The sequence below is a fragment of the Cellulosimicrobium sp. So1_17 genome (genome assembly GCF_055181235.1).
This window is the reverse complement of sequence record NZ_CM143702.1, coordinates 2,898,144-2,918,739: the sequence shown is the minus strand read 5'-3', so window position 1 is coordinate 2,918,739 and position 20,596 is coordinate 2,898,144. Positions and strand designations below refer to the sequence as shown.

Below are 20,596 nucleotides of genomic sequence, written 5' to 3'. Positions count from 1 at the left end.
TCGGTCAGTCCTCGGACGACTCGGCGTCCGGCCGGGCTGCGTCGGACGCGCCCCCGCCGGACCTGGCCGCGTCCGACCGGGCGCGGAGCAGGCTCGCCACGTCCGCGAGCGCGCTGCCGACCGGACGCGGCGCGCGGTCAGGACGGAAGTACCTCTCGTCGTCGGGCACGGCGCGGACCTCGCGGTCCTCGTCACCGACCCCCTGCGGCGGTTCGTCGACCGCGCGGGCGACCGGACCGCCGTCGGGCACGGCGCGGGAGCGCCACGCCAGCGTGGCCGCGACGAGCCGCCGGTAGACACCCACGTCGAGCGGGTCGCGCAACCACGCGTCCGCCGCCTCGGCGACGTGCTGCGCGAGCCGCGCCCCCACGTCCGTCACGTCCGTACCTCCTGCTCCGGCCCGGGTCGGTCCCGGGTCCCATCCTCACCCGTGGGGTGCCGACGTGCTTGCGAGCGCGCGACCGGCGTCGGACCGTGAGGTCGGAGGTGGTCACCGTGGCCGAGGGACGTCCCCGGATCGCCCAGGTCGTGCTCGACACGACGGACGCACGGGCGCTCGCGGAGTTCTACCGCGAGCTGTTCGGGCTCGAGTACCGGACGGGCGACGACCCGCCACCGCCCGGCGAGCCCGACCCGGCGGGCGCCGACTGGCTCGTGCTGCGGGCGGCGCCGGGCGGCGTCCAGCTCGCTTTCCAGCAGGTCGAGACGCTCGCCCCGTCGACGTGGCCCGACGCGGACGTACCGCAGCAGCTCCACCTCGACTGCACGGTGCCCGACGTCGCCGAGCTCGACCGCCAGCACGAGCGCGCCCTCGCGCTCGGCGCGCGGCTCCTGCGCGACCGCTCGCACGACCCCGACGAGCCGCTGCGTGTCTACGCGGACCTCGCAGGTCATCCGTTCTGCCTGTTCGTCGGCTGAACGCTCCGGCGCCGTCCGGTCGGGGACGGGCTACGCGGACTTCTCGCGGGGGGTGCGGGTGCGGGTGGTGGCGCGCGGCACGATGGTCGGGTTGACGTTGTCCAGCACGACCTCGCGGGTGATCACGACCCGCTCCACGTCATCACGCGAGGGCACGTCGAACATCACCTGCTGCAGCACCTCCTCCATGATCGCGCGCAGCCCCCGCGCCCCCGTCCCGCGCAGCAACGCCTGCTCCGCGACCGCCTCCACCGCGGTGTCCGTGAACTCCAGCTCCACCCCGTCGATCGCGAACATCCGCTGATACTGCTTGACCAGCGCATTGCGCGGCTGCGTCAGGATCCGCACCAACGCCTCCGCGTCCAACGCCCCCACCGACGCGATCACCGGCAACCGCCCGATGAACTCCGGGATCAACCCGTACCGGTGCAGATCCTCCGGACGCACCTGCGCGAACAGGTCCTCCCCCGCCCCCGTGTCGATCGGCGCACCGAACCCCACCCCCCGCTTGCGCGCCCGCGCCGCCACGATGTCGTCCAACCCCGCGAACGCCCCCGCCACGATGAACAGCACGTTCGACGTGTCCACCTGGATGAACTCCTGGTGCGGATGCTTACGACCACCCTGCGGCGGCACCGACGCGCTCGTGCCCTCGATGATCTTCAACAACGCCTGCTGCACACCCTCACCCGACACATCACGCGTGATCGACGGGTTCTCCGCCTTGCGGGCCACCTTGTCGATCTCGTCGATGTAGATGATCCCCTGCTCAGCCTTCTTCACGTCGAAGTCCGCCGCCTGCACCAGCTTCAGCAGGATGTTCTCCACGTCCTCACCCACATACCCCGCCTCCGTCAACGCCGTCGCGTCCGCGATCGCGAACGGCACGTTCAACATCCGCGCCAACGTCTGCGCCAGATACGTCTTACCCGTCCCCGTCGGACCGATCAGCAAGATGTTCGACTTCGCCAGCTCCACGTCGTCGAGGCCGTCGCCCGGCCCGGGCGCTGCGTCACCAGAGGCCTCGGCGGCCTCCGCCGCCTCGGCGGCGGCCGCGGCCGCGCGGACGCGCTTGTAGTGGTTGTGGACGGCGACGGCGAGCGCGCGCTTGGCGCCGTCCTGCCCGACGACGTACGTGCTCAGGTGCGCGAAGATCTCGTGCGGCGTCGGCAGGCGCCCGTCGCCCGTGGCGACGTCGGTGCTCTCGGGCTCGCGGTCCTCGTCGACCATCTCGAGGCACAGCGCGACGCACTCGTCGCAGATGAAGACCCCTGCGGGCCCGGCGATCAGGCGCTTGACCTGCTTCTGCGACTTCCCGCAGAACGAGCAGGTCAGGGTGTCGGCCGAGCGGGGACGGCGCGAGCGGTCGTCGCCCGTGCCGTTGCCGTCAGTGGGTGCCACGAGAACCTCCGGTCGGGGTGGGTGCCGCGTCGGGGCCGATCGTAGCCCTCGCCGCCCTCATGTCGGTGCACGCGTCGAGGAGGTGGAGGCGGCTCGCGGTGCGGAACGCGTCGGGGCGGTCGGTCCGTGCCGCGAGGAACGTCGCGCGGTCGTGGGGCGAGGTGACCACGAGCTCGACGTCCGCGTCGCACAGCACGTCGACGACCGCGACGAACCGCTGCTGCGCCTCCCGGTCGACCGCCGTGAGGAGCGGGACGTCGGTGACCACCCACCGGGGGAACCGGGCGGCCCAGTCGAGGTACTCGAGGGTCGACGTCGACCGGGCCGCCAGGTCCTCGAAGGTCACCCAGAGCTCGGCCGGCTCCGTGCCGCGGGCCGCGCGCACGGCGGACACCGCGAAGGTGCGCGACCCGGAGCGCAGGCGCGTCGCCTCGCCGGGACCCGGCGCACGGAGCCCCCGTGAGGCGAGCTGCGCCGTCGTCCCCGGGGCGAGCCACGCGCCCGCGGCGAATCCCGGGCGCCCGCGTCCGCCGAGGGACCGGTAGTCGGTCGGGCCGGCGAGCTCCACGACGTCGAGGTGGGCGCGCAGGAGCGCGATGCCGGGTTCGGCGAGGTGGTGCCACAGCGGGTCCGGCAGGAGCGTGCCCGGCTCGTCGTTCGAGGTGGCGAGGACGACGACGCCCGACTCGAACGTCCGGCGCAGGAGCCGCGTGAGGAGCGTCGCGTCGCCGGGGTCGTGCAGGTGCAGCTCGTCGAGGTAGAGCAGCGTCGTGCCGCGCAGGAGGTCGTCGATCGCGGCGTCGACCGCGCTCGGCGGCGGGTCGGGGCTCTGGTCGGGTTCGGGGGCGTGCCACGCCTGGCTCGCCGGGCGGGTGCGCCACCCGCGGGTCGGGCCGTCGTGCCCGACGGCGGTGCGCGGCCCCGTGGCGGCCGCCGCCCGGCGCGCGTGGATCGCGGCGTGCAGCTCGCGGAAGAGGTCGTACACGTGGACGCGCTGGGTCGCGCCGTCGGCGAGCTCGGCGGAGAGCGCCGTGAAGAACGACCCGGCGAGCCACGACTTGCCCCGTCCCGGTGGTCCCCACACGTACAGGCCGCGCCGGTCGGGGCGAGGTGCGGTGCGGTGTCGGGAACCGGGGCCGAGGAGCCCGGCGGCGACCTGGAGGAGCCGCGCCAGGACGTCGCGCTGGCCGGGGTCGAGCGCGAAGCCGTCGTGCGCGGACGCCGCCTCGATCCCGTCGCGGACGCGGTCGAGGCGGCGTGAGCTCACCGGGACAGCCTAGGTGCGCACGCGAGGCGGGCGTCGCCGTGTGGGTGCGTGGCCCTACGGTCGCCCCCAGCCGCTTTCCCAGGGGCTCGCTCGACGACCGGACGGAGATGCCCGATGACCGTGACCGCGGACGACCTCGACGCCGCGACGGAGAGCGTCGCTCACGCGCTGCGGCCGGCCACCGCCCTGGCCTGGACCGCAGCGGCGGGCACCGGGACGTGGGACGCCTGGCACACGGCCGAGCACCTCGGCGACACCCTCGTCTCCTTCGCCGCGCAGCTCGTCGCTCGCTCGGTCTCGCGCTTCGTGCGCTTCGTGGCGGTGGCCGACCAGGGGGCGAGCGCGGACGACGTCCTCGAGATGGCCCTCACGGGCTCCGGTCTCCTCGGCGCCGCGCTGCGGACCACGGGACCCGACGTGCGCGCGTTCCACCCGGCCGGCGTCGCGGACCCGGAGGGCTTCGCGGCGATGGGCTGCCTCGAGGTGCTCGTGCACGGCGAGGACGTCGCGCGAGGGCTGGGCGCGGCGGTCGACCCGCCGCGTGACGTGTGCGAGCGGGTCCTCTCGCGGCTCTTCCCCCACGTGGCGGACCTCGTCACGGGCGTCGACCCCTGGGACGGGCTCCGGTGGGCGACGGACCGCCTGGAGCTGCCAGGCCTGCCCTCGCAGGCAGGCTGGCAGCTGCGCCCCGCTCCGTGAACCACGCCCCGGGGGCCGTCGGACGGACTAGGCGCGGCGCGCGCGGAGGGCCTTCACCCAGCCGTCCACGACGTCCCACCCGCAGATCACCACAACGCTCGCGACGATCACGGGCGTGAGCCAGGTGAGCGAGTCGCCGCCCGACGCCTCGAGGAACGCCGGGTTGACGAGCCGGTCGTTCGTCGCGAGCCAGACCGTCGGGACGGCGAACACGACGGCGGAGACGGTGTTGAGCGTCGCGAGCCCCACGGTCCACCGGCCACGTGCGTACGTGACGATCGCGATGACCGCGTCGACCGCGACGACGCCGAGGAACAGGGCCACCCATCCCGGCCACAGGCCCGGGTCGAGCACCGGGATCGCGGCGCCGTCGGCGGTGTGGAACCACGAGACCGACCGCTGGAGGAACAGCGCGGCGACGACGAGGGCGAGGAGGCCGACGGAGGCGACCGTGTCGGCGAGGCTCACGTCGCGACGCTCGCGCACGTCGGGCAGGCGGTCGACCGTCCACGGACCGGTGAAGTCGTCGGTGCGGCCGTGGCCGGTGCGCTCGAGGATCGCGAAGACGAGGGTCGTCCAGAACGCGATCTGCAGCGCGACGGACGCGGCCGTCCAGATCCCCGACCAGATCGCGGTCCCGACGGGGTCGCCGTCGAGCAGCCCGACCGTGAGGACGATCGCGCCAGGGATCGGCGCGACCCACAGGAGCGTCGTGAGCAGGCGCCACCAGGTGAGGTAGAGACCCGGCCCGATGAGCTGGAGGGGGCGGCCCGCGAGGCCGGCCGCGAGCCGGTCGGGGTCGCCGAGGTCGGTGAGTACCGCGGTCTCGGCGGACTCCGGGTCGGATCCCGACTCGACCTGTGCGTCGACGGCGTCCGCGATGGACGCGCGCAGCTCGTCCTCGATGTCGCCGTGCTGCTCGGCGGGGATGCGGCGCAGGGTCGCCGCGACGTAGCGGTCGGTGAGCGTCATGACCGGCCTTTCCGGGTGTCGATGGTCTGGAGGTTGCGGGCGACGGTCGTCCACTCGTCGAGCAGCGTGAGCGCGAGCCGCTCGCCGTCGGGGGAGGTCCGGTAGAACTTGCGCGGCCGGGCCTCGTCGGTGTTCCACTCGCTGACGAGCAGGCCCTGCTTCTCGAGGCGGCGCAGGAGGGGGTACAGCGTGTTGGCGTCGACGGGCAGGTCGGCCGCGGCGAGCGACTCGAGCAGCCCGTACCCGTAGCCCGGTGTGCGCAGCATCAGCAGGCTCGCGACGACGACGGAGCCGCGCCGCACCTCCTGGCTGTGTCCTGCGGAGATCTCGGGATCGATCATGTGTCACACCATAGTGTGTGACACACAGTATGCGCAATAGACACAACATCGTGTTTGCACCGGACCGCTAGACTGGAACGGTTCCAGAGAAGAGTTTTCTTCGAACCCTGCGCGCCGCCCGGGAGGCCTCGTGACCGACCTGATCGACACCACCGAGATGTACCTGAAGTCGATCTACGAGCTGCAGGAAGAGGGGATCCCGCCGCTGCGCGCCCGGATCGCCGAGCGGCTCGGTCACTCGGGCCCCACGGTGTCGCAGACGGTCGCCCGCATGGAGCGCGACGGCCTCGTCGTCGTGGGCGGCGACCGCCAGCTCGAGCTCACGACGCTCGGTCACCAGACCGCCGTGCGGGTCATGCGCAAGCACCGGCTCGCCGAGCGGCTGCTCACCGACGTCATCAAGCTCGACTGGGAGCAGGTGCACACCGAGGCCTGCCGCTGGGAGCACGTCATGAGCGACCTCGTCGAGAAGCGTCTCATCGGGTTGCTCGACCACCCCGCGCACGACCCCTACGGCAACCCCATCCCGGGTCTGCGCGAGCTGGGCGAGGACCTGCCGGAGGTCGAGTACCTCGACGGCGTCTCGTCGCTGCCCGCGCACCTCTCCGCGCACGGCGTGCGGCCGGGCCAGCAGGCGCGCGTCGTCCTGCAGCGCATCGCCGAGCCGATCCAGGTCGACGTCGAGCTGCTCGCGCGGTTCGCCGAGGCCGGGGTCTTCCCGCGGCGGACGCTCGTCGTCGAGCCCGCGGCCGGTGGCGTGACCGTGTCGGGTGACGGCGCGGACGTCGTGCTCGACCTGCCCGACGACGTCGCACGCCACCTCTTCGTCACGGCGGACTGACCGCCGCGCCCGGCGGGCCGACCGACCGCCGCCGGCCGCGCGTCAGCGGACCCAGGCGCCGAGCTTCTCCGGGTTCAGCACCAGCCAGACGTCCGAGACGACACCGTCGGCGACGCCGAGGTTCGCCACCCCGACGACGACGCCGTCCCGCTCCAGCGCGAGCCCGGTCCCGTCGCCGGTCGCGCGCTCCGTGACGGTCGTCCCGTGGCTCTTCGCGATCGCGCCGAGCAGGAAGCGCGCGACCGGGTCGGCGCCGAGCACCGGGCGACGCGCGGCGCTGACCAGGCCGCCGCCGTCGGACCGCAGCGCCACCGCGGGGTCGAGCACCGTGAGCAGGGCCGCCAGGTCGCCCCCGCGGCACGCGTCGACGAAGGCGCGCACGACCTCGTCGTGCCGGTCCCGCGGCGTGGATACGGCCCGCCCCTCCTCGCGGATGCGCCGACGCGCCGACGCGGCGAGCTGCCGGCACGCGTCCGGCGAGCGGCCCACGACCTCGGCGATCTCCGCGTAAGGCACCGCGAAGACCTCGTGCAGGACGTAGGCGACGCGCTCCGCGGGTGTCAGCGTGTCGAGCACGACCAGCAGCGCGGTGCTCACGGACTCGTCGAGGCTCACCCGCTCGAGCGGGTCGGGGGAGCCGAGCTCGTGGGCGGGGAGCGGCTCGGGCAGCCACTCGCCCACGTAGCGCTCGCGACGCCGGCGCGCGGAGCCGAGCGCGTCGAGGCAGACCCGGCCGGCGACGCGCGTGAGCCACGCCCGCGGTTCGCGGATCGCGGCGCGCTCGTCGTCGCTCAGCCGGTAGTAGCGGAGATAGGTCTCCTGGACGGCGTCCTCGGCGTCGGCGGCCGTGCCGAGCATGCGGTACGCCAAGCCGAAGAGGTGCCGGCGCTCGGAGGGGTCCACCCCGACATCCTCTCCTGCCGTGCCGACCTCACGTTCGCGGGCGCTGTCTCGTCAGACGTGCATGACTCTCACCACCCGCCGCGTCCTGCTGCTGGCGACCGCGCTCATCGGTGCCGTCGTCGGAGCGTGGGCGGCCTTCCTGCCCGTCTCCTTCTACGACTTGTTCCCAGGACTCGGTCGCATCTGGATCTCGGTCGACGGCCCCTTCAACGAGCACCTCGTCCGCGACGTCGGCGCCATCTACCTCGGCCTGGCCGCGGCGAGCGTGGCCGCGACGTTCTCCCGCACGCACGATGCGGGGCGCGTCGTCGGCGTTGCGTGGGCCGTGTTCGGGCTCCCGCACCTCGTCTACCACCTGGGGGAGCTGGGCTCGTTCGGGCCCGTCGACGCGATCGGCAACGTGGTGACGCTCGGCGGGAGCCTCCTGCTGGGCGTGCTGCTCATGCTGCCCGGGCGCCCGGCCCGCACGCGGGAGGTGGCGGCATGACCACGGTCGCGGTCGCCGGCGGGACCGGCACGGTCGGGCGACCCGTCGTGGCCCGGCTGCAGGAGCTCGGGCACGACGCGCGGGTGCTCAGCCGCGCGGACGGCGTCGACCTGGTGAGCGGCACGGCCCTGGACCTGCGCGGCGTCGACGCCGTGATCGACGTCAGCAATGTCGCGACGCTCTCCGCGCGCCGCTCCACGGCGTTCTTCGAGGCCGCCACCCGGACGCTGCTCGCCGGGGGGCTGCGCGACGGGGTGCGGCACCACGTCGCGCTCTCGATCGTCGGCATCGAGGCGGCGCCCGGCGGGTACTACGCGGGCAAGCGCGCGCAGGAGCGCGCGGTGCGCGCGGGCTCGGTGCCGTGGAGCATCCTGCGGGCGACGCAGTTCCACGAGTTCGCCGCGCAGACCGTCCGGCAGACGGCGATCGGGCCGGTCGTGCCCGTGCCGCGGATGCGCACGCAGCCGGTCTCGACGCGCGAGCTCGCCGTGGCGCTCGTCGACCTCGCGCTCGGGGATCCCGTGGGCGACGACGGCGAGCTCGCCGGCCCGCGCGAGGAGCGGCTCGCCGACATGGTGCGGGCGTACGTCGGCGCGACGCGACGCGGTGGCCGCGTGCTGGAGGTCCCGTTCCCCGGTCGCTTCGGCCGGGCGATGGCGCGCGGCGAGCTGCTCCCCGGCCGCGGCGCGAGGCTCGGAAGGCAGACGTTCACGGAGTGGCTCGAGCACCCGGACACGTGACGCGGAACGGTCGCGGGATCGTCCGACATGGACTGCCCGGACTGACCCCGCCCGGACTGGCCCTGCGCCCGGGTCGGGGTGACCAGGGTGCCGAGAATGTCCTGGGGGCCGTTATCCGATGGATGACGGCCCCCAGGACGTCCTCGACGTCAGGCGGTGTCGCCTGGCGGTGTCGTCAGGCGGGGACGATGAGTCCGGCGGTCTGGGTCTTGGCGCGCTGGAGGCGGGCTTCGGCGTCGGACCAGTTGACGAGGTTCCACCAGGCGGTGACGTAGTCGGCGCGCACGTTCTGGTAGTCGAGGTAGTAGGCGTGCTCCCAGACGTCGAGCAGGACGATGGGGGTCAGGCCGAGGGCGATGTTGCCCTGCTGGTCGTAGAGCTGGACGGTGATGAGCTTCTGGCCGATGGAGTCCCAGGCGAGGATGGCCCAGCCGGAGCCCTGGACGCCCGCGGCGACGGCGGCGAACTGCTTCGTGAAGGCGTCGAAGGAGCCGAAGTTCTCGTCGATCGCGGCGCCGATCTCGCCGGTGGGCTCGCCGCCGCCCTCAGGGGAGAGGTTGGTCCAGAAGGCGGAGTGGTTGACGTGGCCGCCGAGGTTGAACGCGAGGTTCTTCTCGTGGAGGTTGATCGCGGCGAAGTCGCCGGACTCGCGGGCGTCGGCGAGCTTCTCGAGGGCGGTGTTGGCGCCGGTGACGTAGGCCTGGTGGTGCTTGGAGTGGTGCAGCTCCATGATCCGCCCGGAGATGTGCGGCTCCAGCGCACCGTAGTCGTAGGACAGCTCGGGCAGCGTGTAGACAGGCATGGTTCCTCAGGTTCCTTCCGTCGGTGTCCTGCCACGCTAGGACCTCGACCACGGTTGAGGTCAAGCGGGACACGGTGTGATCTCGCAGGTCGGGCGCCGTGCGAGCCTTGCGCGCTCGACGCGCGGACCGGGAGACGTCGCGCGAGCATGGCGGTATGGGGACCGTCACCGACTACCTGGCCGACCTCGCCGAACCGGAGCGCGGCGCCCTCGCGCACGTCGTCGCCGTCGCCCGCGAGGTCGCGCCCGACGCCCAGGAGGGGACGGGGTACGGCATGCCCGCGCTGACCTACCGCGGCAGGCCGCTGCTCAGCGCCGTGCGCGCGGCGAAGCACCTCGCCGTGTACCCGTTCAGCCCGGGCGCCGTCACCGCCGTCGCCCCGCGCCTCGAGGGCTGGTCCCGCGCCAAGGGGACGATCCGGTTCACCGCGGACCATCCCCTCCCCGACGACGTCGTCCGCGACCTCGTCGCAGCGCGCGCCGCCGAGATCGACGAGGCGATCGGTCCGCCGTCGGGCTGATCCTCGTCGGGCGGCCCGGCGCCGGACGATCATGCCGCGGTGCACGACCACGCGGGCGGGGGTGCACGGGCATGATGGTCGCGTGCCCGACGACGCCCGCCCCGGTCTGCGCGTGACGCCCGCCCTGGTCGTCCCGGACGCAGAGCTGTCCTGGCGCTTCTCGCGCTCGTCCGGCCCGGGCGGTCAGGGGGTCAACACCGCAGACTCGCGCGTCGAGCTGTCGTGGGACGTCGCGGGCTCGGCTGTGCTGTCCGCTGCGCAGCGCGCGCGGATCGAGGAGCGCCTCGGCCGCCGGATGGCCGGGGGAGTGCTGACCGTCGCGGCGTCGGAGCACCGCGCGCAGCTGCGGAACCGGGACGCCGCGCGCGTCCGGCTGGCAGCGCTCGTCGCCGACGCGCTCGCGCCGCCCGGACCGCGCCGGCGCGCGACGCGACCGACCCGCGGCTCGGTCGAGCGGCGCATCGACGCGAAGAAGCGCCGTGCGGGGGTCAAGCGGATGCGGCGACCGCCCGCCGACTGAGCCGCGGCTCAGATCCTCCGCGCGAGCTGCGGGTAGTCGACGACGATCCCGTCGGCGTCGACGGTGAGGTCGGCCGTGAAGTCCCGCGTCGCGCTCGTGTAGGTCACGGCCGCGCGACCGCTCGCGGGGTCGAGCGGGGAGCGTGCCGCGTAGAGCTGGCCGCTGCGCAGCACCTGGAGCGACGGGACGTCGACCCACGCCATGACGAAGGGCGTCTCGCGTGGCGGTGCGTCGTCCCCGAGGAGACCGAGCCGCAGGATCGGCATCGTGTTCGTCACCGGGCACAGCGCGATGTCGCAGTCGACCGCGCCGTCCAGCTCGCCCGGGTCGGCGATCCCCGGCGGGGCGAGGTCGGCGGGCGCCCGGCCGGACGCCTGCACGTCGGCCTGCCACCCGCCGTCGGGCGACCGGCTCAGCGCCAGGTGGCGCGACCACCCGACGCCGCGCGATGAGATCTCGAGGCGCTCCGTGACCCAGCCGGGACCGGTCGTCAGCGCCCATGCCGTCACGTGGCCCGTGGCGCGCGACGTGCCGAGCGCGTCCAGGCGGTTCTCGTGCAGCCTGACGGTCGCCGCCTCGAGCCGCTCCGGGTCGTCGTCCCTGCCGGTCCAGGCGACGTGCCGCGTGGTGGTCGTCATCAGGCCCTCCCCGTTCGTCGTCCGTGCCGCTGCCAGTCTCTGCCGTGGAGGCCGTCGTCGCGAGCACGACGTGGCTCGCGGTCGAGCAGGACATCGCGGCCGGAATGCGGCGGTAGACGACCGTCAGGTCGTGCTCGGCGCCGAGCCGGTGTCGCCGGTGTCAGACGAGGGCGGCGCGCGCGGCCCGGGCGATCGCTGCGGCGAGACGGTCGAGCGAGGACGAGTGCAGGCGCCACTGCTGCCAGTGCTGCGGCACGTCGACGGCGCTCGCGTCGTCGAACCCGACGAGCCTCCCGGCGAGCTCGCCCGGCGCGCTCTGCAGGTCCGGGAGCATGCCCCAGCCCATGCCGTGCTCGATCGCGCGGAGGAACTCGTGCGACGCGGGGACGTAGTGGCGCGGCGGCCCGGGCTCGCCGTCGCCGAGCCGCGAGCGCAGGTACCGCTCCTGCAGGTCGTCCTTGCGGTCGAACGCGAGCACGGGCGCGCCGCCGAGCGCGGCGCGCGTGGGGCCGTCCGGGAACCAGCGCTCGACGAAGGCGGGGCTCGCCGTCGGGCGGTACCGCATGCTGCCGAGCAGCGTCGAGCGGCACCCCGGGACCGCCTCGGCGACGGACGACACCGCGGCGACGGCCGTCCCGTCGCGCAGGAGACCGATCGAGTGCTCCTCGTCCTCGCGCAGCACCTGGAGCCGTGCCCAGGCGGACGCCTCGACGAGCGCCGGGAGGGCCCACGTCGTCAGCGCGTCGCCCGAGACGACGAGCGTGATCTCGGGGAGGGCCAGGGCGTCCGGTCCGGCGGCCCGGTCGACCGCAGGCCCGGCGATCCCCAGCTCTGCGAGGACGTCCGCCTGCTGGAGCGCGAGGTGCCGGGCGTGCCGCACGAGCACCTGACCAGGCGGCGTGAGCTCCGCCGGTCGGCCGCGGCGCACGAGCACCTGCCCGACGGCGGACTCCAGCGCCCGCATGCGCTGGCTCACCGCGGAGGGCGTGACGCCGAGCTCGCGCGCGGCGGCGTCGAACGTGCCCGTCGCGGCGATGGCCTCGAGCGCGCGGAGCTGGTCCGGCTGAAGGTCCACCATGAGCACATCTTATGATCCTGCAGAATCTTTCGCTGTACTGAAGACCCGGCAGCGGCCTAGCGTCGGACCGTGACCGTCCTCTCTCTCGCCCCGCCCCTCGCCGCCGGACTCGGTGCCGGGCTCTCGCTCATCGTCGCGATCGGTGCGCAGAACGCGTTCGTGCTGCGGCAGGGGCTGCGTCGCGAGCACGTCCTGCCGGTCGTGGTGGTGTGCGCGGTCTCCGACGTCGTCCTCATCGCCGCCGGCACCGCCGGCCTCGGCGCGCTCGTCACCGGCGCGCCCGCGCTGCTCACGGGCGTGCGCTGGGCGGGCGGCCTCTTCCTCCTGGTGCTCGCGGCGCTCGCCGCTCGGCGTGCTCTGCGGCCGGGTGGGCTCGACCCCGCGGCGGAGGGCGGAGCGACGACGGCGCGGTCCGCGGTCGGCACGTCCCTCGCCCTCACGTGGCTCAACCCGCACGTCTACCTCGACACCGTGCTCCTGCTCGGCACGCTCGCGGCGGGCTACGCCGCGGCGCACGCCGGCGGTGCGGAGGCTGCGGGGCCCGACGCCGTCCGCTGGCTGTTCGGCGCGGGCGCCGCCGTTGCGAGCCTCGTCTGGTTCACGGCGCTCGGGTTCGGGGCGCGGCTGCTCGCCCCGGTCTTCGCCCGGCCTGTGGCGTGGCGGGTGCTCGACGGCGGCATCGCCGTCGTCATGGCGACCATCGGCCTCACGCTCCTCGTGGGCGCCTGACGGCCCGCGAGGCGTCGTCCGGCTGCCCGTGTCGTCCGGCCGCCGGCAGGACCCTCAGGTCAGGTGGTCGAAGTCGCCGCGCACCCACGCGGCGTGGCGCTCGGCCGAGCGCAGCACGACCTCGCGCGCGTCCGCCGGGACGACCTCCTCGAAGTTGTTGTAGAGCCGCTCGAAGGGCCGTCGGGCGACGCGCTCGGCGACCCGCTGCGCGACCGCGCCGGACAGCGGGATGCGGTTGGGGTAGGAGCGCATGAAGCTCACCGACACGCGGTCGGGGTTCGCCATGATCGTGTCGCCGCTCAGGAGGACGCCGCGCCCGTCGGCGCCGTCGGCCCAGTGCACGACGGCGCTCCCGGGGAAGTGGCCGCCCGGCTGCGACAGCACGACGCCAGGCAGCACCTCGCGCTCGCCGGACCACGTCTCGATCACGGGGTCCGGGCGCGCGACCCACCCGGCGTCGGCCTCCGCGACGAGCACCGGCACGCCCCCGAGCCGCCGGCTCCACTCGACCTGGACGCCGAACATGTGCGGGTGGCTCGCGGCGATCGCGACGACCGGCCCGAGCGCGAGGACCGCGGCCGCCGCGGCGTCGTCCACGAAGCCCACCGGGTCCCACAGGAGATTGCCCGCGGAGGTCTGGACGAGCTTGGACTGCTGGCCGATCCCGACCCTCGGCGTGTTCGACAGGCCCAGGAGGCCGGGCTCCAGCTCGGTCACGGTGACCTCCTCGCCCGCCGCCGCGAGCTCCGCGAGCGTGGTCCACGCCTGCCCGGTCGCGGGCACCCACTGGCGCTCGTCCGCGCAGATCGCGCAGACGTCAGGACGGTCGGCGTGCTCGACCGCGCACGTGCGGCAGATCCACCAGCCGGCCCCGGCGGTCTCGTCGGACGTGCGAGCGGTCTTGCTCTGGTCAGGCGTCGTCGGCATGGGTCGTTCCTACCCCCGCCCACCCACAGGCTGCTGCCCGGACGCCCGTGTGGTTGGCTCGGCGCGTGACTCTCGGCCACGACCCGAACTTCCTCGTCGTCCCCGTGCCCCTGCCCCGGGCCGCGCGCCCGCTGCGCGAGCTGCCCTCCACGCACTTCACCGTGCAGCTCGACCCCGCGCGACGCCTCGCGGCCGCCACGGTGGTCGACGTCGACGGCGCGCGGCTGCTCGACCTCCCGCGCGACGACGACTGGCACCTCGACCCGCGCGTGCCCGCGTCGGAGCAGGCCGGTCCGGAGCTCTACGCGGACAACGACCTCGACCGCGGCCACCTCGTCCGGCGCCGCGACCCCGTGTGGGGCGACGAGGACGTGGCGCGGCGCGCGAACGCCGAGACGTTCGCCTACCCCAACGCGGCGCCGCAGGCCGCGCAGTTCAACCAGTCCAAGGAGCTGTGGAACGGGCTCGAGGACCACGTGCTCGACCACGCGGAGGCCCTGCGGCAGCGGCTCGTCGTCCTCACCGGGCCCGTCCTCGCCCCGGAGGACCCGGTGTACCGCGGCGTCGGCATCCCGCGGCTGTTCTGGAAGGTCGCGGCGTGGGCGAGCGGTCCGGCGGACGCGCCGGCGCTGGCGGCGGCCGCGTTCGTGCTCGACCAGACGCCGCAGCTCGGCGAGATCGACCTGCGCACCGCGGACGCGAGGGCGCTCGCGGCCGGTGACGTCCCGCCCCTCGGCCCGTTCCGGACGTTCCAGGTGCCGGTGTCCGACGTCGAGGTGCTCACCGGCCTCGACCTCGGCCCGCTGGCCGCCGCCGACGTGCTGGTCGCGGCAGGACCCGCGCCGACCGAGCCCTCGGCTCTCGACCGGGAGCGGTGGACCGAGCTCCACGGCCCGGCCGACGTCGTCGTGGGCTGACCTGGGCCGGGTCGGCACGGGGTCGTCCACGGGTCAGCCGCGTTCGGCGTGGGAACGCTTCCACGACCGGGCGGTAGGCGTTAGCGTGGGTCCTGCGGGTACCGCCCGTCACCGCCGACCGGGCCGAGGAGTCCCCATGTTGCCGTCGCCGACGACCCTCGAGGACGTCGCCGCCGCCGCGCGCGTGTCCCGCTCGACGGCGTCCCGCGTCCTGCGCGGGAACGGCCCCGTCTCCGGCCGGGCCCGCCAGGCCGTGCTCGACGCCGTCGAGCGGCTCGGGTACGTCCCGCACCCGGGCGCGCGCTCGCTCGCCAGCGGGCAGGGCGAGCGCGTCGTCGTGGCGGTCGGGTCGCCGTCGTCGGAGCTCCTGGCCGACCCGTACGTGGCGCGCGTCGTCGCGGCCGCGAGCCGCACCGCGGACACCGAGGGCGTCGGCGTCGCGCTGCGCTGGCTGGGCCGCGACCCCCGGGCCGAGCTCGAACGACTCGCCCGCGACCCGGGGGTCGGCGGCGTCCTGCTCGTCGACTACTCCGCCGACGTCCTCGCGCTCGTCCCGTCGTCGCTCGTGCCGCGCGTCGCGGCGATCGGACCGGCGGACGGCCGCGTGCCGTCCTACGACGTCGACGCGGCCGCCGGCATCGCCGCGCTCGTCGAGCACGTCGTCACGAGCGGCCGTCGCGACGTCCTCATGCTCTCCGGCCCGCGCTGGCTCCCCGGCACCCGCCGCGCGGTCGCCGCGTACGCGGCCACGATGGGCGACGCAGGTCTGCCCCGTCGGGTCGTCGCGGCCGACCTCACGGCGTCCGCCGGCGCGGGAGCCGTGCGCCGGGCGCGGCTGCGCTGGCCCGCGACGGACGCGGTGGTCGCCATGAGCGACCTGCTCGCCTTCGGCGCGGTGCGGGCGCTCGCGGAGGACGGCGTCCGCGTGCCCGACGACGTCGCCGTCACCGGGTTCGACGACCACCCGCTCGCACGCGAGCTCGGCGTGGCGCTCACGACCGCGACGCACCCCGTCGAGCAGATCGCCGCGGCGGCGACCGCCGACCTCCTCGGCCGACGGCGGGGCGACGGACGGACGTTCCCGTCCGTCGTCGTCGTGCGCGCGACCGCGTAGGTCGGGCGGTGCCGGCCGCCCGTCACGGCGCGGGCGCGACGCCGTCGAACGGGGTGATCAGCGACCAGCCCTCGCCCTCGTGCGGGAGCTGGTGGTCGTCCGTGAGGTAGAGGCGGACCGGCACGTCGACGTCGAGCGGGTCGCCGTCGGGAGAGGCGTCGTCGCCGGTGCACGTCTGCGGCGTGGACGCCACCGCCAGCCGGTCGCCCGTGCGCACCGTCGCCGCGCCGGCCTGCACGACGTCGGTGACCTCCACCTCCCACACGTGCGCGTCCGTGCCGAGCATCCCCCGCGTCCCGTCGCGTCCCAGGACGTCCACGTCGACGACGAGGCGCGCAGCGTCGGCGCGGGCCGCGTCGTCGGGCAGGTCCGCCCAGGACACGCACGTCTCCCCGGCCGCCGGCTGGCACGCGGCGAGCGCCGGAGCGAGCGCGAAGACGGCGAGTGCGCGTGCCACGCGGCGGCCCGGCGCCGACCGGTGACCGTGCTCCTCGCGGGCGTCCCGCCGGGCGCCGGTCCCTCGCGTCGTGCCGCGGTGCTCCTCGGAGGTCATGCCTGTCGGTGTCGCGACGCGGCTGATCCTTGCGGAGCGTCGCTACGCCGTGGTGGCGGCGTGCTCCGCGAAGGGCTGGAGGACCAGCTTCCAGCCCGTGCCGTAGCGTGTCCGGGCGGCCCCGCCGTCGGCCCGCGCCTCCCAGCCGGAGTGCGTGAGGGTGACGACGGTCGCGTCACCGTCGGGCGTGAACGTCACCTCGACGCGCGTCGCGGCGTCGGCCTGCTCGCCCGGGTGCCACGTGAACGCGAGCGAGTGAGGCGGGTCCCATCGCGTCACGGTGCCCCAGTCGGCGCTCCCGTCGTCGGCGAGGGTCTCGACCAGACGGGTCGCGCGACCGTCGGGGTCGCGCTCGAACGCGACCGACGACGACGCGCCGCCGACCGAGAACCCGGCGAGCGGCCACCACGCGCCGACCTCGTCGACGAAGACCGCGAACGCGCGGTCGGGGCGGGCCGGGACACTGACGGTCGTGACGAGGTCGGGGAGCGGTGCGGTGCTCATGGCGTCCTCCTCGGGGCGTCGGTAGCGGGTTCGGGACCCTGCGCGGCAGACTCCGTGGCGGGGTTCTCCGTCGGGACGGTCGGTTCGGTCGCGGCGACGTGGCGCGCGTACGCGCCGAGCGCCGTCGTCCACAGGTCGTCGAGCCAACGCCGCACGTCGTCGGCCCCGGTCGGGTCGAGGCGGTAGACGCGGCGCGTGCCCACGGCGTCGTGGCGGACGAGCCGCGCGTCCTCGAGCACGCGCAGGTGCTGCGAGACGGCAGGGCGGCTCACGGGGAGGCGGTCCGCGATCTGGCCCACGGACGCGGGCCCGGAACGCAGGTGCTCGAGGATCGCCCGGCGGCGCGCGTCGCCGAGGGCGTCCAACGTTCGGTAAGTCAGCACTTACCGAACGCTACGCCCAGGACCGCCGTCCGGCAACGGGGGACCGGGTGCGCGCCGCGGCCGAGCACGGCTGCGGCGCGGCACCCGTCGCCAGGACGCGGTCAGCCTCCGAGCGTGGCCGGGTCGACGAGCTCGGACTCCGCCGGGGGCTCGATCGTGCCGACCTCGCCCCAGCCGGTCATCTGCAGCGTGGTGCTGCCCCCGGCCATGTCGAACGACACCTTGCGCATGCGGTCGTCCGCGTCGACCCAGTAGTGGTAGGTGACCTGCTCCGGGATCATGTCGCGGGCCTGCGCGACCTGGTCGGCCATCGCCCCGGTCACCTTCGTGGTGTCGACGACGACGTCGTAGACGGTCGTCGGGACGCCGTCCACCTCCTCGCTCCCCGTGCTGGCGATGCTGACGATCGCGCCGTCGAGGTCCCGCACGCTCTGCGTGGGGTCGGCCTGCGCCTCGAGCTCTTCGACCATCGGTGCCATCGGGTCCGACGCGTCGGACGGGTCGATGCGGAGGAAGCCGCCACCCGTCGTCTCGCCGAGGTTCATGTAGGCGACCCCGTCGACGTACCGCATCTCGACGCTCCCCTGCCCGGGGATCTCGGTGACCATCACCAGGTCGCTCGACTCCTCGCCGAGGACCATCGAGCCCTCCGCTCGCATCGACTGGCCGCCGGCGTCGATCGACATCGTGAGGTGGACGGACCCCGCCTCCTGGTAGGCCGCCACCAGGCGGGGCGCGAAGTCCTCCGGGGTGAGGTCGGCGGCGTCGGCGCTGTCGCCCGATGCGGTGTCGTCGACCGCCGCGGACGAGGCCGACGGCGTCGTCGCAGGGGTTTCGGACGTCGAGCAGGCGGCGAGGGTCCAGACGAGGACGAGCGGTCCGACGAGGGCGGCGTGACGCAGGCGAGGCACGGTGTCTCCGGGGTTAGGGCCGACGAGGCGACGACCTCTCGGGCAGCGCACGCGGTCATCGGTGCGCCGAGGATAGCCCCCCGTGCCGGGTGAGGTCCCGCAGATCCGTGGCGGTGCGCGGGGTGCCGCACTATCGTCGGACTCGCACCTTCCGCCCGCGCCGACCCACGCGCGCCACCGCGGCCCGACGCCGTCGTCGGGTCGTCACTCGACGCACGCCACGCGGTGTGCGCCGACCGCCTCGCGCACGGGCCGGCGTCGGCCCGCCACGGAAGGACCGGAGCCTTGACCGATCAGCAGCACGTCCTGCGACCGACGTACACCCGCGACGGCGTGCGCCACGTCGCCCCACGCCTCACGATGCCCGACGCCGAGATGGAGCCCACGTCCGCCTACCAGCTCGTGCACGACGAGGTGATGCTCGACGGCAACTCGCGGCTCAACCTCGCGACGTTCGTCGCGACGTGGATGGGCGACGAGGCGGACCGCCTCTACGCCGAGGTCTACGACAAGAACATGGTCGACAAGGACGAGTACCCGCGCACGGCAGCGATCGAGGAGAACTGCTGGCGCATCCTCGGGTCGCTGTGGAACGTGCCCGACGTCGCCGACTGCATCGGCACGTCGACGGTCGGGTCCTCGGAGGCGTGCATGCTGGGCGGCCTCGCCCTCAAGCGCCGGTGGCAGCTCGCGCGCCGCGCGGCGGGGAAGTCCACCGAGCGGCCGAACCTCGTGATGAGCTCGGCCGTGCAGGTGTGCTGGGAGAAGTTCTGCAACTACTTCGAGGTCGAGGCGCGGTGCGTTCCGATCACCGCGGAGCACCCGTGTCTCGACGGGAGCAACGTCGAGCAGTACGTCGACGAGAACACGATCGGCGTGGTCGCGATCATGGGCGTGACGTACACGGGCATGTACGAGCCCGTGAAGGAGATCGCCGCGACGCTCGACGCGCTCCAGGCGCGCACGGGCCACGACGTGCCGATCCACGTGGACGGCGCGTCGGGCGCGATGATCGCGCCGTTCCTCCAGGCGGAGATCGAGTGGGACTTCCGGCTCGAGCGCGTGCACTCGATCAGCACGTCGGGGCACAAGTACGGCCTCGTCTACCCCGGCGTCGGGTGGGTCGTGTGGCGCACGCTCGACGCGCTGCCCGAGGAGCTGATCTTTCGCGTGAGCTACCTCGGCGGGAACATGCCGACCCTCGCCCTGAACTTCTCGCGCCCCGGCGCGCAGGTGCTGCTGCAGTACTACCAGTTCCTGCGGCTGGGCCGGGAGGGGTACACGGCGATCCAGCAGGAGTGCCAGGACGTCGCGAAGTACCTCGCGCAGGGCATCGCGGACGTCGGGGCCTTCGACCTGTGGAACGACGGGTCGGACATCCCCGTGTTCGCCTGGCAGCTCAAGGCCGGCCACACGGAGAACTGGAACCTCTACCATCTCTCCGACCGGCTGCGGATGAAGGGATGGCTCGTCCCCGCGTACCCGATGCCCGACGACCTCGCGGACGTCACCGTGCAGCGGATCGTCGTGCGCAACGGCGTGAGCCGCGACCTCGCCGACGACCTCCTCGCCGACATCCGGACCGAGACCGCCTGGCTCGACGGCCTGACGTCGCCGATGCCCGCGGAGGGGCAGCGCTCCGGGTTCCACCACTGACGGGCGGTTCCTGGGCACGAGCACGGAGGCAGGTGCGGACGCCGTGGCGAACGCGGGAGCGGGCACAGGGACGGACACCGGAGGGACGGCGGGCGTGACACCGGCCGGGCCCGGGGTGAGCCGGCGCCTGCGTCGCGAGGCGTGGGGGTTCGCCGTCGGGTCGCTGTGCTTCCTCCTCGGCGCCCTGCCCCCCTACGCCGACGCCGTCGGCGCGGTGGCCGTCGGGGTGACGTTCTTCGTCGGCTCGGTGTGCTTCACCGCGGCCGCGTTCGTCCAGCTCAGCCTCAGTGGCCGCCGGCCGCCGCGCGGCGGCACCCACCCCGCCGACCGGTGGGACTGGTGGGCGGCGGCGGTCCAGCTCGTCGGCACGCTGTGCTTCAACGTGAGCACAGCGGTCGCGCTCGCCGCCGCCGTCGCCGACCCGGCCCTGCTGGGTGCCGGGTGGAAGCCCGACGCGTACGGCTCGGTGGCGTTCCTCGTCTCGTCCTCGTTCGCCGTCGTCGCGACGCGCGACCGCGGTCACCTGTGGGATCGCGACGCCCGGACCTGGCACGGCACGTGGCTCAACCTGGTCGGGTCCGTCGCGTTCGGTGCGTCGGCCGTCGGGGCATACGTCTCGCCCACGACCGGGGAGTACGTCAGCTCGTGGTGGGACGACGCCGGCACGCTCGTCGGCGCGGTCTGCTTTCTCGTCGCGGCGCTGCTGTCGCGCCGGTCGGTGGGTGCGCCGCCGCCGAGGGATGCACGTCCGACCGAGTGACGCACTCCTGCGTG

The 20,596-nt window shown here is 74.4% G+C and carries 26 protein-coding genes; 12 read left to right on the top strand and 14 right to left on the bottom strand.

Translation table 11 applies throughout. The features are described 5' to 3' along the window. Nucleotides 1-4: 4 nt before the first annotated feature. Nucleotides 5-379, bottom strand: coding sequence for a hypothetical protein (locus ACZCLJ_RS12845; protein ID WP_463103982.1), 375 nt, complete (start codon nt 377-379; stop codon nt 5-7). 116 nt (nt 380-495) lie between these two features. On the opposite strand from ACZCLJ_RS12845, the gene ACZCLJ_RS12840 reads away from it, so the two are divergent. Beyond that, nucleotides 496-918 (top strand): VOC family protein, encoded by a 423-nt coding sequence (locus tag ACZCLJ_RS12840; protein WP_463103981.1) that lies wholly within the window; start codon nt 496-498, stop codon nt 916-918. A 30-nt stretch (nt 919-948) separates the two neighbouring features. On the opposite strand, the gene clpX is transcribed toward ACZCLJ_RS12840, so the two are convergent. Both clpX and zapE read right to left on the bottom strand, forming a co-directional pair. Next, nucleotides 949-2,319: an ATP-dependent Clp protease ATP-binding subunit ClpX gene (clpX, locus tag ACZCLJ_RS12835; RefSeq protein WP_463103980.1), complete on the bottom strand. Its 1,371-nt coding sequence runs from the start codon at nt 2,317-2,319 to the stop codon at nt 949-951. Next, nucleotides 2,306-3,586: a cell division protein ZapE gene (gene zapE / locus ACZCLJ_RS12830; RefSeq protein WP_463103979.1), complete on the bottom strand. Its 1,281-nt coding sequence runs from the start codon at nt 3,584-3,586 to the stop codon at nt 2,306-2,308. Before zapE ends, clpX begins: the two co-directional genes overlap by 14 nt. A 114-nt stretch (nt 3,587-3,700) precedes the next feature. On the opposite strand from zapE, the gene ACZCLJ_RS12825 reads away from it, so the two are divergent. Next, nucleotides 3,701-4,285: a maleylpyruvate isomerase mycothiol-dependent enzyme family protein gene (locus ACZCLJ_RS12825; RefSeq protein WP_463103978.1), complete on the top strand. Its 585-nt coding sequence runs from the start codon at nt 3,701-3,703 to the stop codon at nt 4,283-4,285. 27 nt (nt 4,286-4,312) lie between these two features. On the opposite strand, the gene ACZCLJ_RS12820 is transcribed toward ACZCLJ_RS12825, so the two are convergent. Then, entirely contained in the window at nt 4,313-5,257 is a 945-nt protein-coding gene (locus tag ACZCLJ_RS12820) for a permease prefix domain 1-containing protein (RefSeq protein WP_463103977.1), read from the bottom strand. Next, nucleotides 5,254-5,598 (bottom strand): PadR family transcriptional regulator, encoded by a 345-nt coding sequence (locus ACZCLJ_RS12815; protein ID WP_251151900.1) that lies wholly within the window; start codon nt 5,596-5,598, stop codon nt 5,254-5,256. The genes ACZCLJ_RS12820 and ACZCLJ_RS12815 overlap by 4 nt, the downstream gene beginning before the upstream one ends. A 130-nt stretch (nt 5,599-5,728) precedes the next feature. Here ACZCLJ_RS12815 and ACZCLJ_RS12810 point away from each other — a divergent pair, with 130 nt between their 5' ends. Continuing rightward, on the top strand, nt 5,729-6,439 hold the full coding sequence (locus ACZCLJ_RS12810; protein ID WP_251151901.1) for a metal-dependent transcriptional regulator: 711 nt from the start codon (nt 5,729-5,731) through the stop codon (nt 6,437-6,439). A 42-nt stretch (nt 6,440-6,481) separates the two neighbouring features. Here ACZCLJ_RS12810 and sigJ read toward each other — a convergent pair whose 3' ends face one another. Further along, entirely contained in the window at nt 6,482-7,342 is an 861-nt protein-coding gene (sigJ, locus tag ACZCLJ_RS12805; protein WP_463103976.1) for an RNA polymerase sigma factor SigJ, read from the bottom strand. Nucleotides 7,343-7,403: 61 nt separating this feature from the next. Between sigJ and ACZCLJ_RS12800 the strand changes: the two genes are divergently transcribed. Together ACZCLJ_RS12800 and ACZCLJ_RS12795 are read left to right on the top strand one after the other, a co-directional pair. Beyond that, nucleotides 7,404-7,829: a hypothetical protein gene (locus ACZCLJ_RS12800; RefSeq protein WP_463103975.1), complete on the top strand. Its 426-nt coding sequence runs from the start codon at nt 7,404-7,406 to the stop codon at nt 7,827-7,829. After that, nucleotides 7,826-8,569 carry an SDR family oxidoreductase gene (locus ACZCLJ_RS12795; protein WP_463103974.1) on the top strand — a complete coding sequence of 248 codons (744 nt, stop codon included), beginning with the start codon at nt 7,826-7,828 and terminating at the stop codon, nt 8,567-8,569. The genes ACZCLJ_RS12800 and ACZCLJ_RS12795 overlap by 4 nt, the downstream gene beginning before the upstream one ends. A gap of 175 nt (nt 8,570-8,744) precedes the next feature. On the opposite strand, the gene ACZCLJ_RS12790 is transcribed toward ACZCLJ_RS12795, so the two are convergent. Continuing rightward, on the bottom strand, nt 8,745-9,371 hold the full coding sequence (locus ACZCLJ_RS12790; protein WP_463103973.1) for a superoxide dismutase: 627 nt from the start codon (nt 9,369-9,371) through the stop codon (nt 8,745-8,747). A 155-nt stretch (nt 9,372-9,526) separates the two neighbouring features. On the opposite strand from ACZCLJ_RS12790, the gene ACZCLJ_RS12785 reads away from it, so the two are divergent. Both ACZCLJ_RS12785 and arfB read left to right on the top strand, forming a co-directional pair. After that, the gene (locus tag ACZCLJ_RS12785; protein WP_463103972.1) at nt 9,527-9,892 is read left to right on the top strand and encodes an iron chaperone; all 366 of its coding nucleotides are present in this window, start codon (nt 9,527-9,529) and stop codon (nt 9,890-9,892) included. Nucleotides 9,893-9,974: 82 nt separating this feature from the next. Beyond that, nucleotides 9,975-10,412 carry an alternative ribosome rescue aminoacyl-tRNA hydrolase ArfB gene (gene arfB, locus ACZCLJ_RS12780; RefSeq protein ID WP_251151905.1) on the top strand — a complete coding sequence of 146 codons (438 nt, stop codon included), beginning with the start codon at nt 9,975-9,977 and terminating at the stop codon, nt 10,410-10,412. A gap of 8 nt (nt 10,413-10,420) precedes the next feature. On the opposite strand, the gene ACZCLJ_RS12775 is transcribed toward arfB, so the two are convergent. Both ACZCLJ_RS12775 and ACZCLJ_RS12770 read right to left on the bottom strand, forming a co-directional pair. After that, complete coding sequence (locus ACZCLJ_RS12775) at nt 10,421-11,050, bottom strand: putative glycolipid-binding domain-containing protein (protein WP_463103971.1); 630 nt, start codon at nt 11,048-11,050, stop codon at nt 10,421-10,423. Between the two features lie 160 nt (nt 11,051-11,210). Next, nucleotides 11,211-12,128, bottom strand: coding sequence for a LysR family transcriptional regulator ArgP (locus ACZCLJ_RS12770; RefSeq protein ID WP_463103970.1), 918 nt, complete (start codon nt 12,126-12,128; stop codon nt 11,211-11,213). A gap of 69 nt (nt 12,129-12,197) precedes the next feature. On the opposite strand from ACZCLJ_RS12770, the gene ACZCLJ_RS12765 reads away from it, so the two are divergent. Next, nucleotides 12,198-12,857: a LysE/ArgO family amino acid transporter gene (locus ACZCLJ_RS12765; RefSeq protein ID WP_463103969.1), complete on the top strand. Its 660-nt coding sequence runs from the start codon at nt 12,198-12,200 to the stop codon at nt 12,855-12,857. 54 nt (nt 12,858-12,911) lie between these two features. On the opposite strand, the gene ACZCLJ_RS12760 is transcribed toward ACZCLJ_RS12765, so the two are convergent. Then, nucleotides 12,912-13,784, bottom strand: coding sequence for an MBL fold metallo-hydrolase (locus ACZCLJ_RS12760; RefSeq protein ID WP_463103968.1), 873 nt, complete (start codon nt 13,782-13,784; stop codon nt 12,912-12,914). Nucleotides 13,785-13,849: 65 nt separating this feature from the next. Here ACZCLJ_RS12760 and ACZCLJ_RS12755 point away from each other — a divergent pair, with 65 nt between their 5' ends. Together ACZCLJ_RS12755 and ACZCLJ_RS12750 are read left to right on the top strand one after the other, a co-directional pair. Continuing rightward, entirely contained in the window at nt 13,850-14,701 is an 852-nt protein-coding gene (locus ACZCLJ_RS12755) for a DNA/RNA non-specific endonuclease (RefSeq protein WP_463103967.1), read from the top strand. 136 nt (nt 14,702-14,837) lie between these two features. Then, complete coding sequence (locus ACZCLJ_RS12750) at nt 14,838-15,815, top strand: LacI family DNA-binding transcriptional regulator (RefSeq protein ID WP_463103966.1); 978 nt, start codon at nt 14,838-14,840, stop codon at nt 15,813-15,815. Nucleotides 15,816-15,837: 22 nt separating this feature from the next. Here ACZCLJ_RS12750 and ACZCLJ_RS12745 read toward each other — a convergent pair whose 3' ends face one another. The 4 genes from ACZCLJ_RS12745 to ACZCLJ_RS12730 form a co-directional block, all read right to left on the bottom strand. Continuing rightward, nucleotides 15,838-16,368: a hypothetical protein gene (locus ACZCLJ_RS12745; RefSeq protein WP_463103965.1), complete on the bottom strand. Its 531-nt coding sequence runs from the start codon at nt 16,366-16,368 to the stop codon at nt 15,838-15,840. Nucleotides 16,369-16,410: 42 nt separating this feature from the next. Further along, on the bottom strand, nt 16,411-16,872 hold the full coding sequence (locus tag ACZCLJ_RS12740; protein WP_463103964.1) for an SRPBCC domain-containing protein: 462 nt from the start codon (nt 16,870-16,872) through the stop codon (nt 16,411-16,413). Beyond that, nucleotides 16,869-17,255, bottom strand: coding sequence for an ArsR/SmtB family transcription factor (locus ACZCLJ_RS12735; protein ID WP_463103963.1), 387 nt, complete (start codon nt 17,253-17,255; stop codon nt 16,869-16,871). The genes ACZCLJ_RS12740 and ACZCLJ_RS12735 overlap by 4 nt, the downstream gene beginning before the upstream one ends. 101 nt (nt 17,256-17,356) lie before the next feature. Further along, nucleotides 17,357-18,166 (bottom strand): SCO4651 family lipoprotein, encoded by an 810-nt coding sequence (locus ACZCLJ_RS12730; RefSeq protein WP_463103962.1) that lies wholly within the window; start codon nt 18,164-18,166, stop codon nt 17,357-17,359. A 285-nt stretch (nt 18,167-18,451) separates the two neighbouring features. Between ACZCLJ_RS12730 and ACZCLJ_RS12725 the strand changes: the two genes are divergently transcribed. Continuing rightward, nucleotides 18,452-19,822, top strand: coding sequence for a glutamate decarboxylase (locus ACZCLJ_RS12725; RefSeq protein WP_463103961.1), 1,371 nt, complete (start codon nt 18,452-18,454; stop codon nt 19,820-19,822). Nucleotides 19,823-19,865: 43 nt separating this feature from the next. Beyond that, nucleotides 19,866-20,582, top strand: a complete 717-nt coding sequence (locus ACZCLJ_RS12720; protein WP_463103960.1) for a hypothetical protein — start codon at nt 19,866-19,868, stop codon at nt 20,580-20,582. Nucleotides 20,583-20,596: the final 14 nt, after the last annotated feature.

Excerpts from the sequence above, each read along its gene's own strand:
- ACZCLJ_RS12825 (WP_463103978.1), top strand. The coding sequence starts at position 3,701 with ATGACCGTGACCGCGGACGACCTCGACGCCGCGACGGAGAGCGTCGCT.
- ACZCLJ_RS12820 (WP_463103977.1), bottom strand. The coding sequence starts at position 5,257 with ATGACGCTCACCGACCGCTACGTCGCGGCGACCCTGCGCCGCATCCCC.
- ACZCLJ_RS12815 (WP_251151900.1), bottom strand. The coding sequence starts at position 5,598 with ATGATCGATCCCGAGATCTCCGCAGGACACAGCCAGGAGGTGCGGCGC.
- ACZCLJ_RS12800 (WP_463103975.1), top strand. The coding sequence starts at position 7,404 with ATGACTCTCACCACCCGCCGCGTCCTGCTGCTGGCGACCGCGCTCATC.
- ACZCLJ_RS12795 (WP_463103974.1), top strand. The coding sequence starts at position 7,826 with ATGACCACGGTCGCGGTCGCCGGCGGGACCGGCACGGTCGGGCGACCC.
- ACZCLJ_RS12790 (WP_463103973.1), bottom strand. The coding sequence starts at position 9,371 with ATGCCTGTCTACACGCTGCCCGAGCTGTCCTACGACTACGGTGCGCTG.
- ACZCLJ_RS12785 (WP_463103972.1), top strand. The coding sequence starts at position 9,527 with ATGGGGACCGTCACCGACTACCTGGCCGACCTCGCCGAACCGGAGCGC.
- ACZCLJ_RS12775 (WP_463103971.1), bottom strand. The coding sequence starts at position 11,050 with ATGACGACCACCACGCGGCACGTCGCCTGGACCGGCAGGGACGACGAC.
- ACZCLJ_RS12770 (WP_463103970.1), bottom strand. The coding sequence starts at position 12,128 with ATGGTGGACCTTCAGCCGGACCAGCTCCGCGCGCTCGAGGCCATCGCC.
- ACZCLJ_RS12760 (WP_463103968.1), bottom strand. The coding sequence starts at position 13,784 with ATGCCGACGACGCCTGACCAGAGCAAGACCGCTCGCACGTCCGACGAG.
- ACZCLJ_RS12750 (WP_463103966.1), top strand. The coding sequence starts at position 14,838 with ATGTTGCCGTCGCCGACGACCCTCGAGGACGTCGCCGCCGCCGCGCGC.
- ACZCLJ_RS12745 (WP_463103965.1), bottom strand. The coding sequence starts at position 16,368 with ATGACCTCCGAGGAGCACCGCGGCACGACGCGAGGGACCGGCGCCCGG.
- ACZCLJ_RS12740 (WP_463103964.1), bottom strand. The coding sequence starts at position 16,872 with ATGAGCACCGCACCGCTCCCCGACCTCGTCACGACCGTCAGTGTCCCG.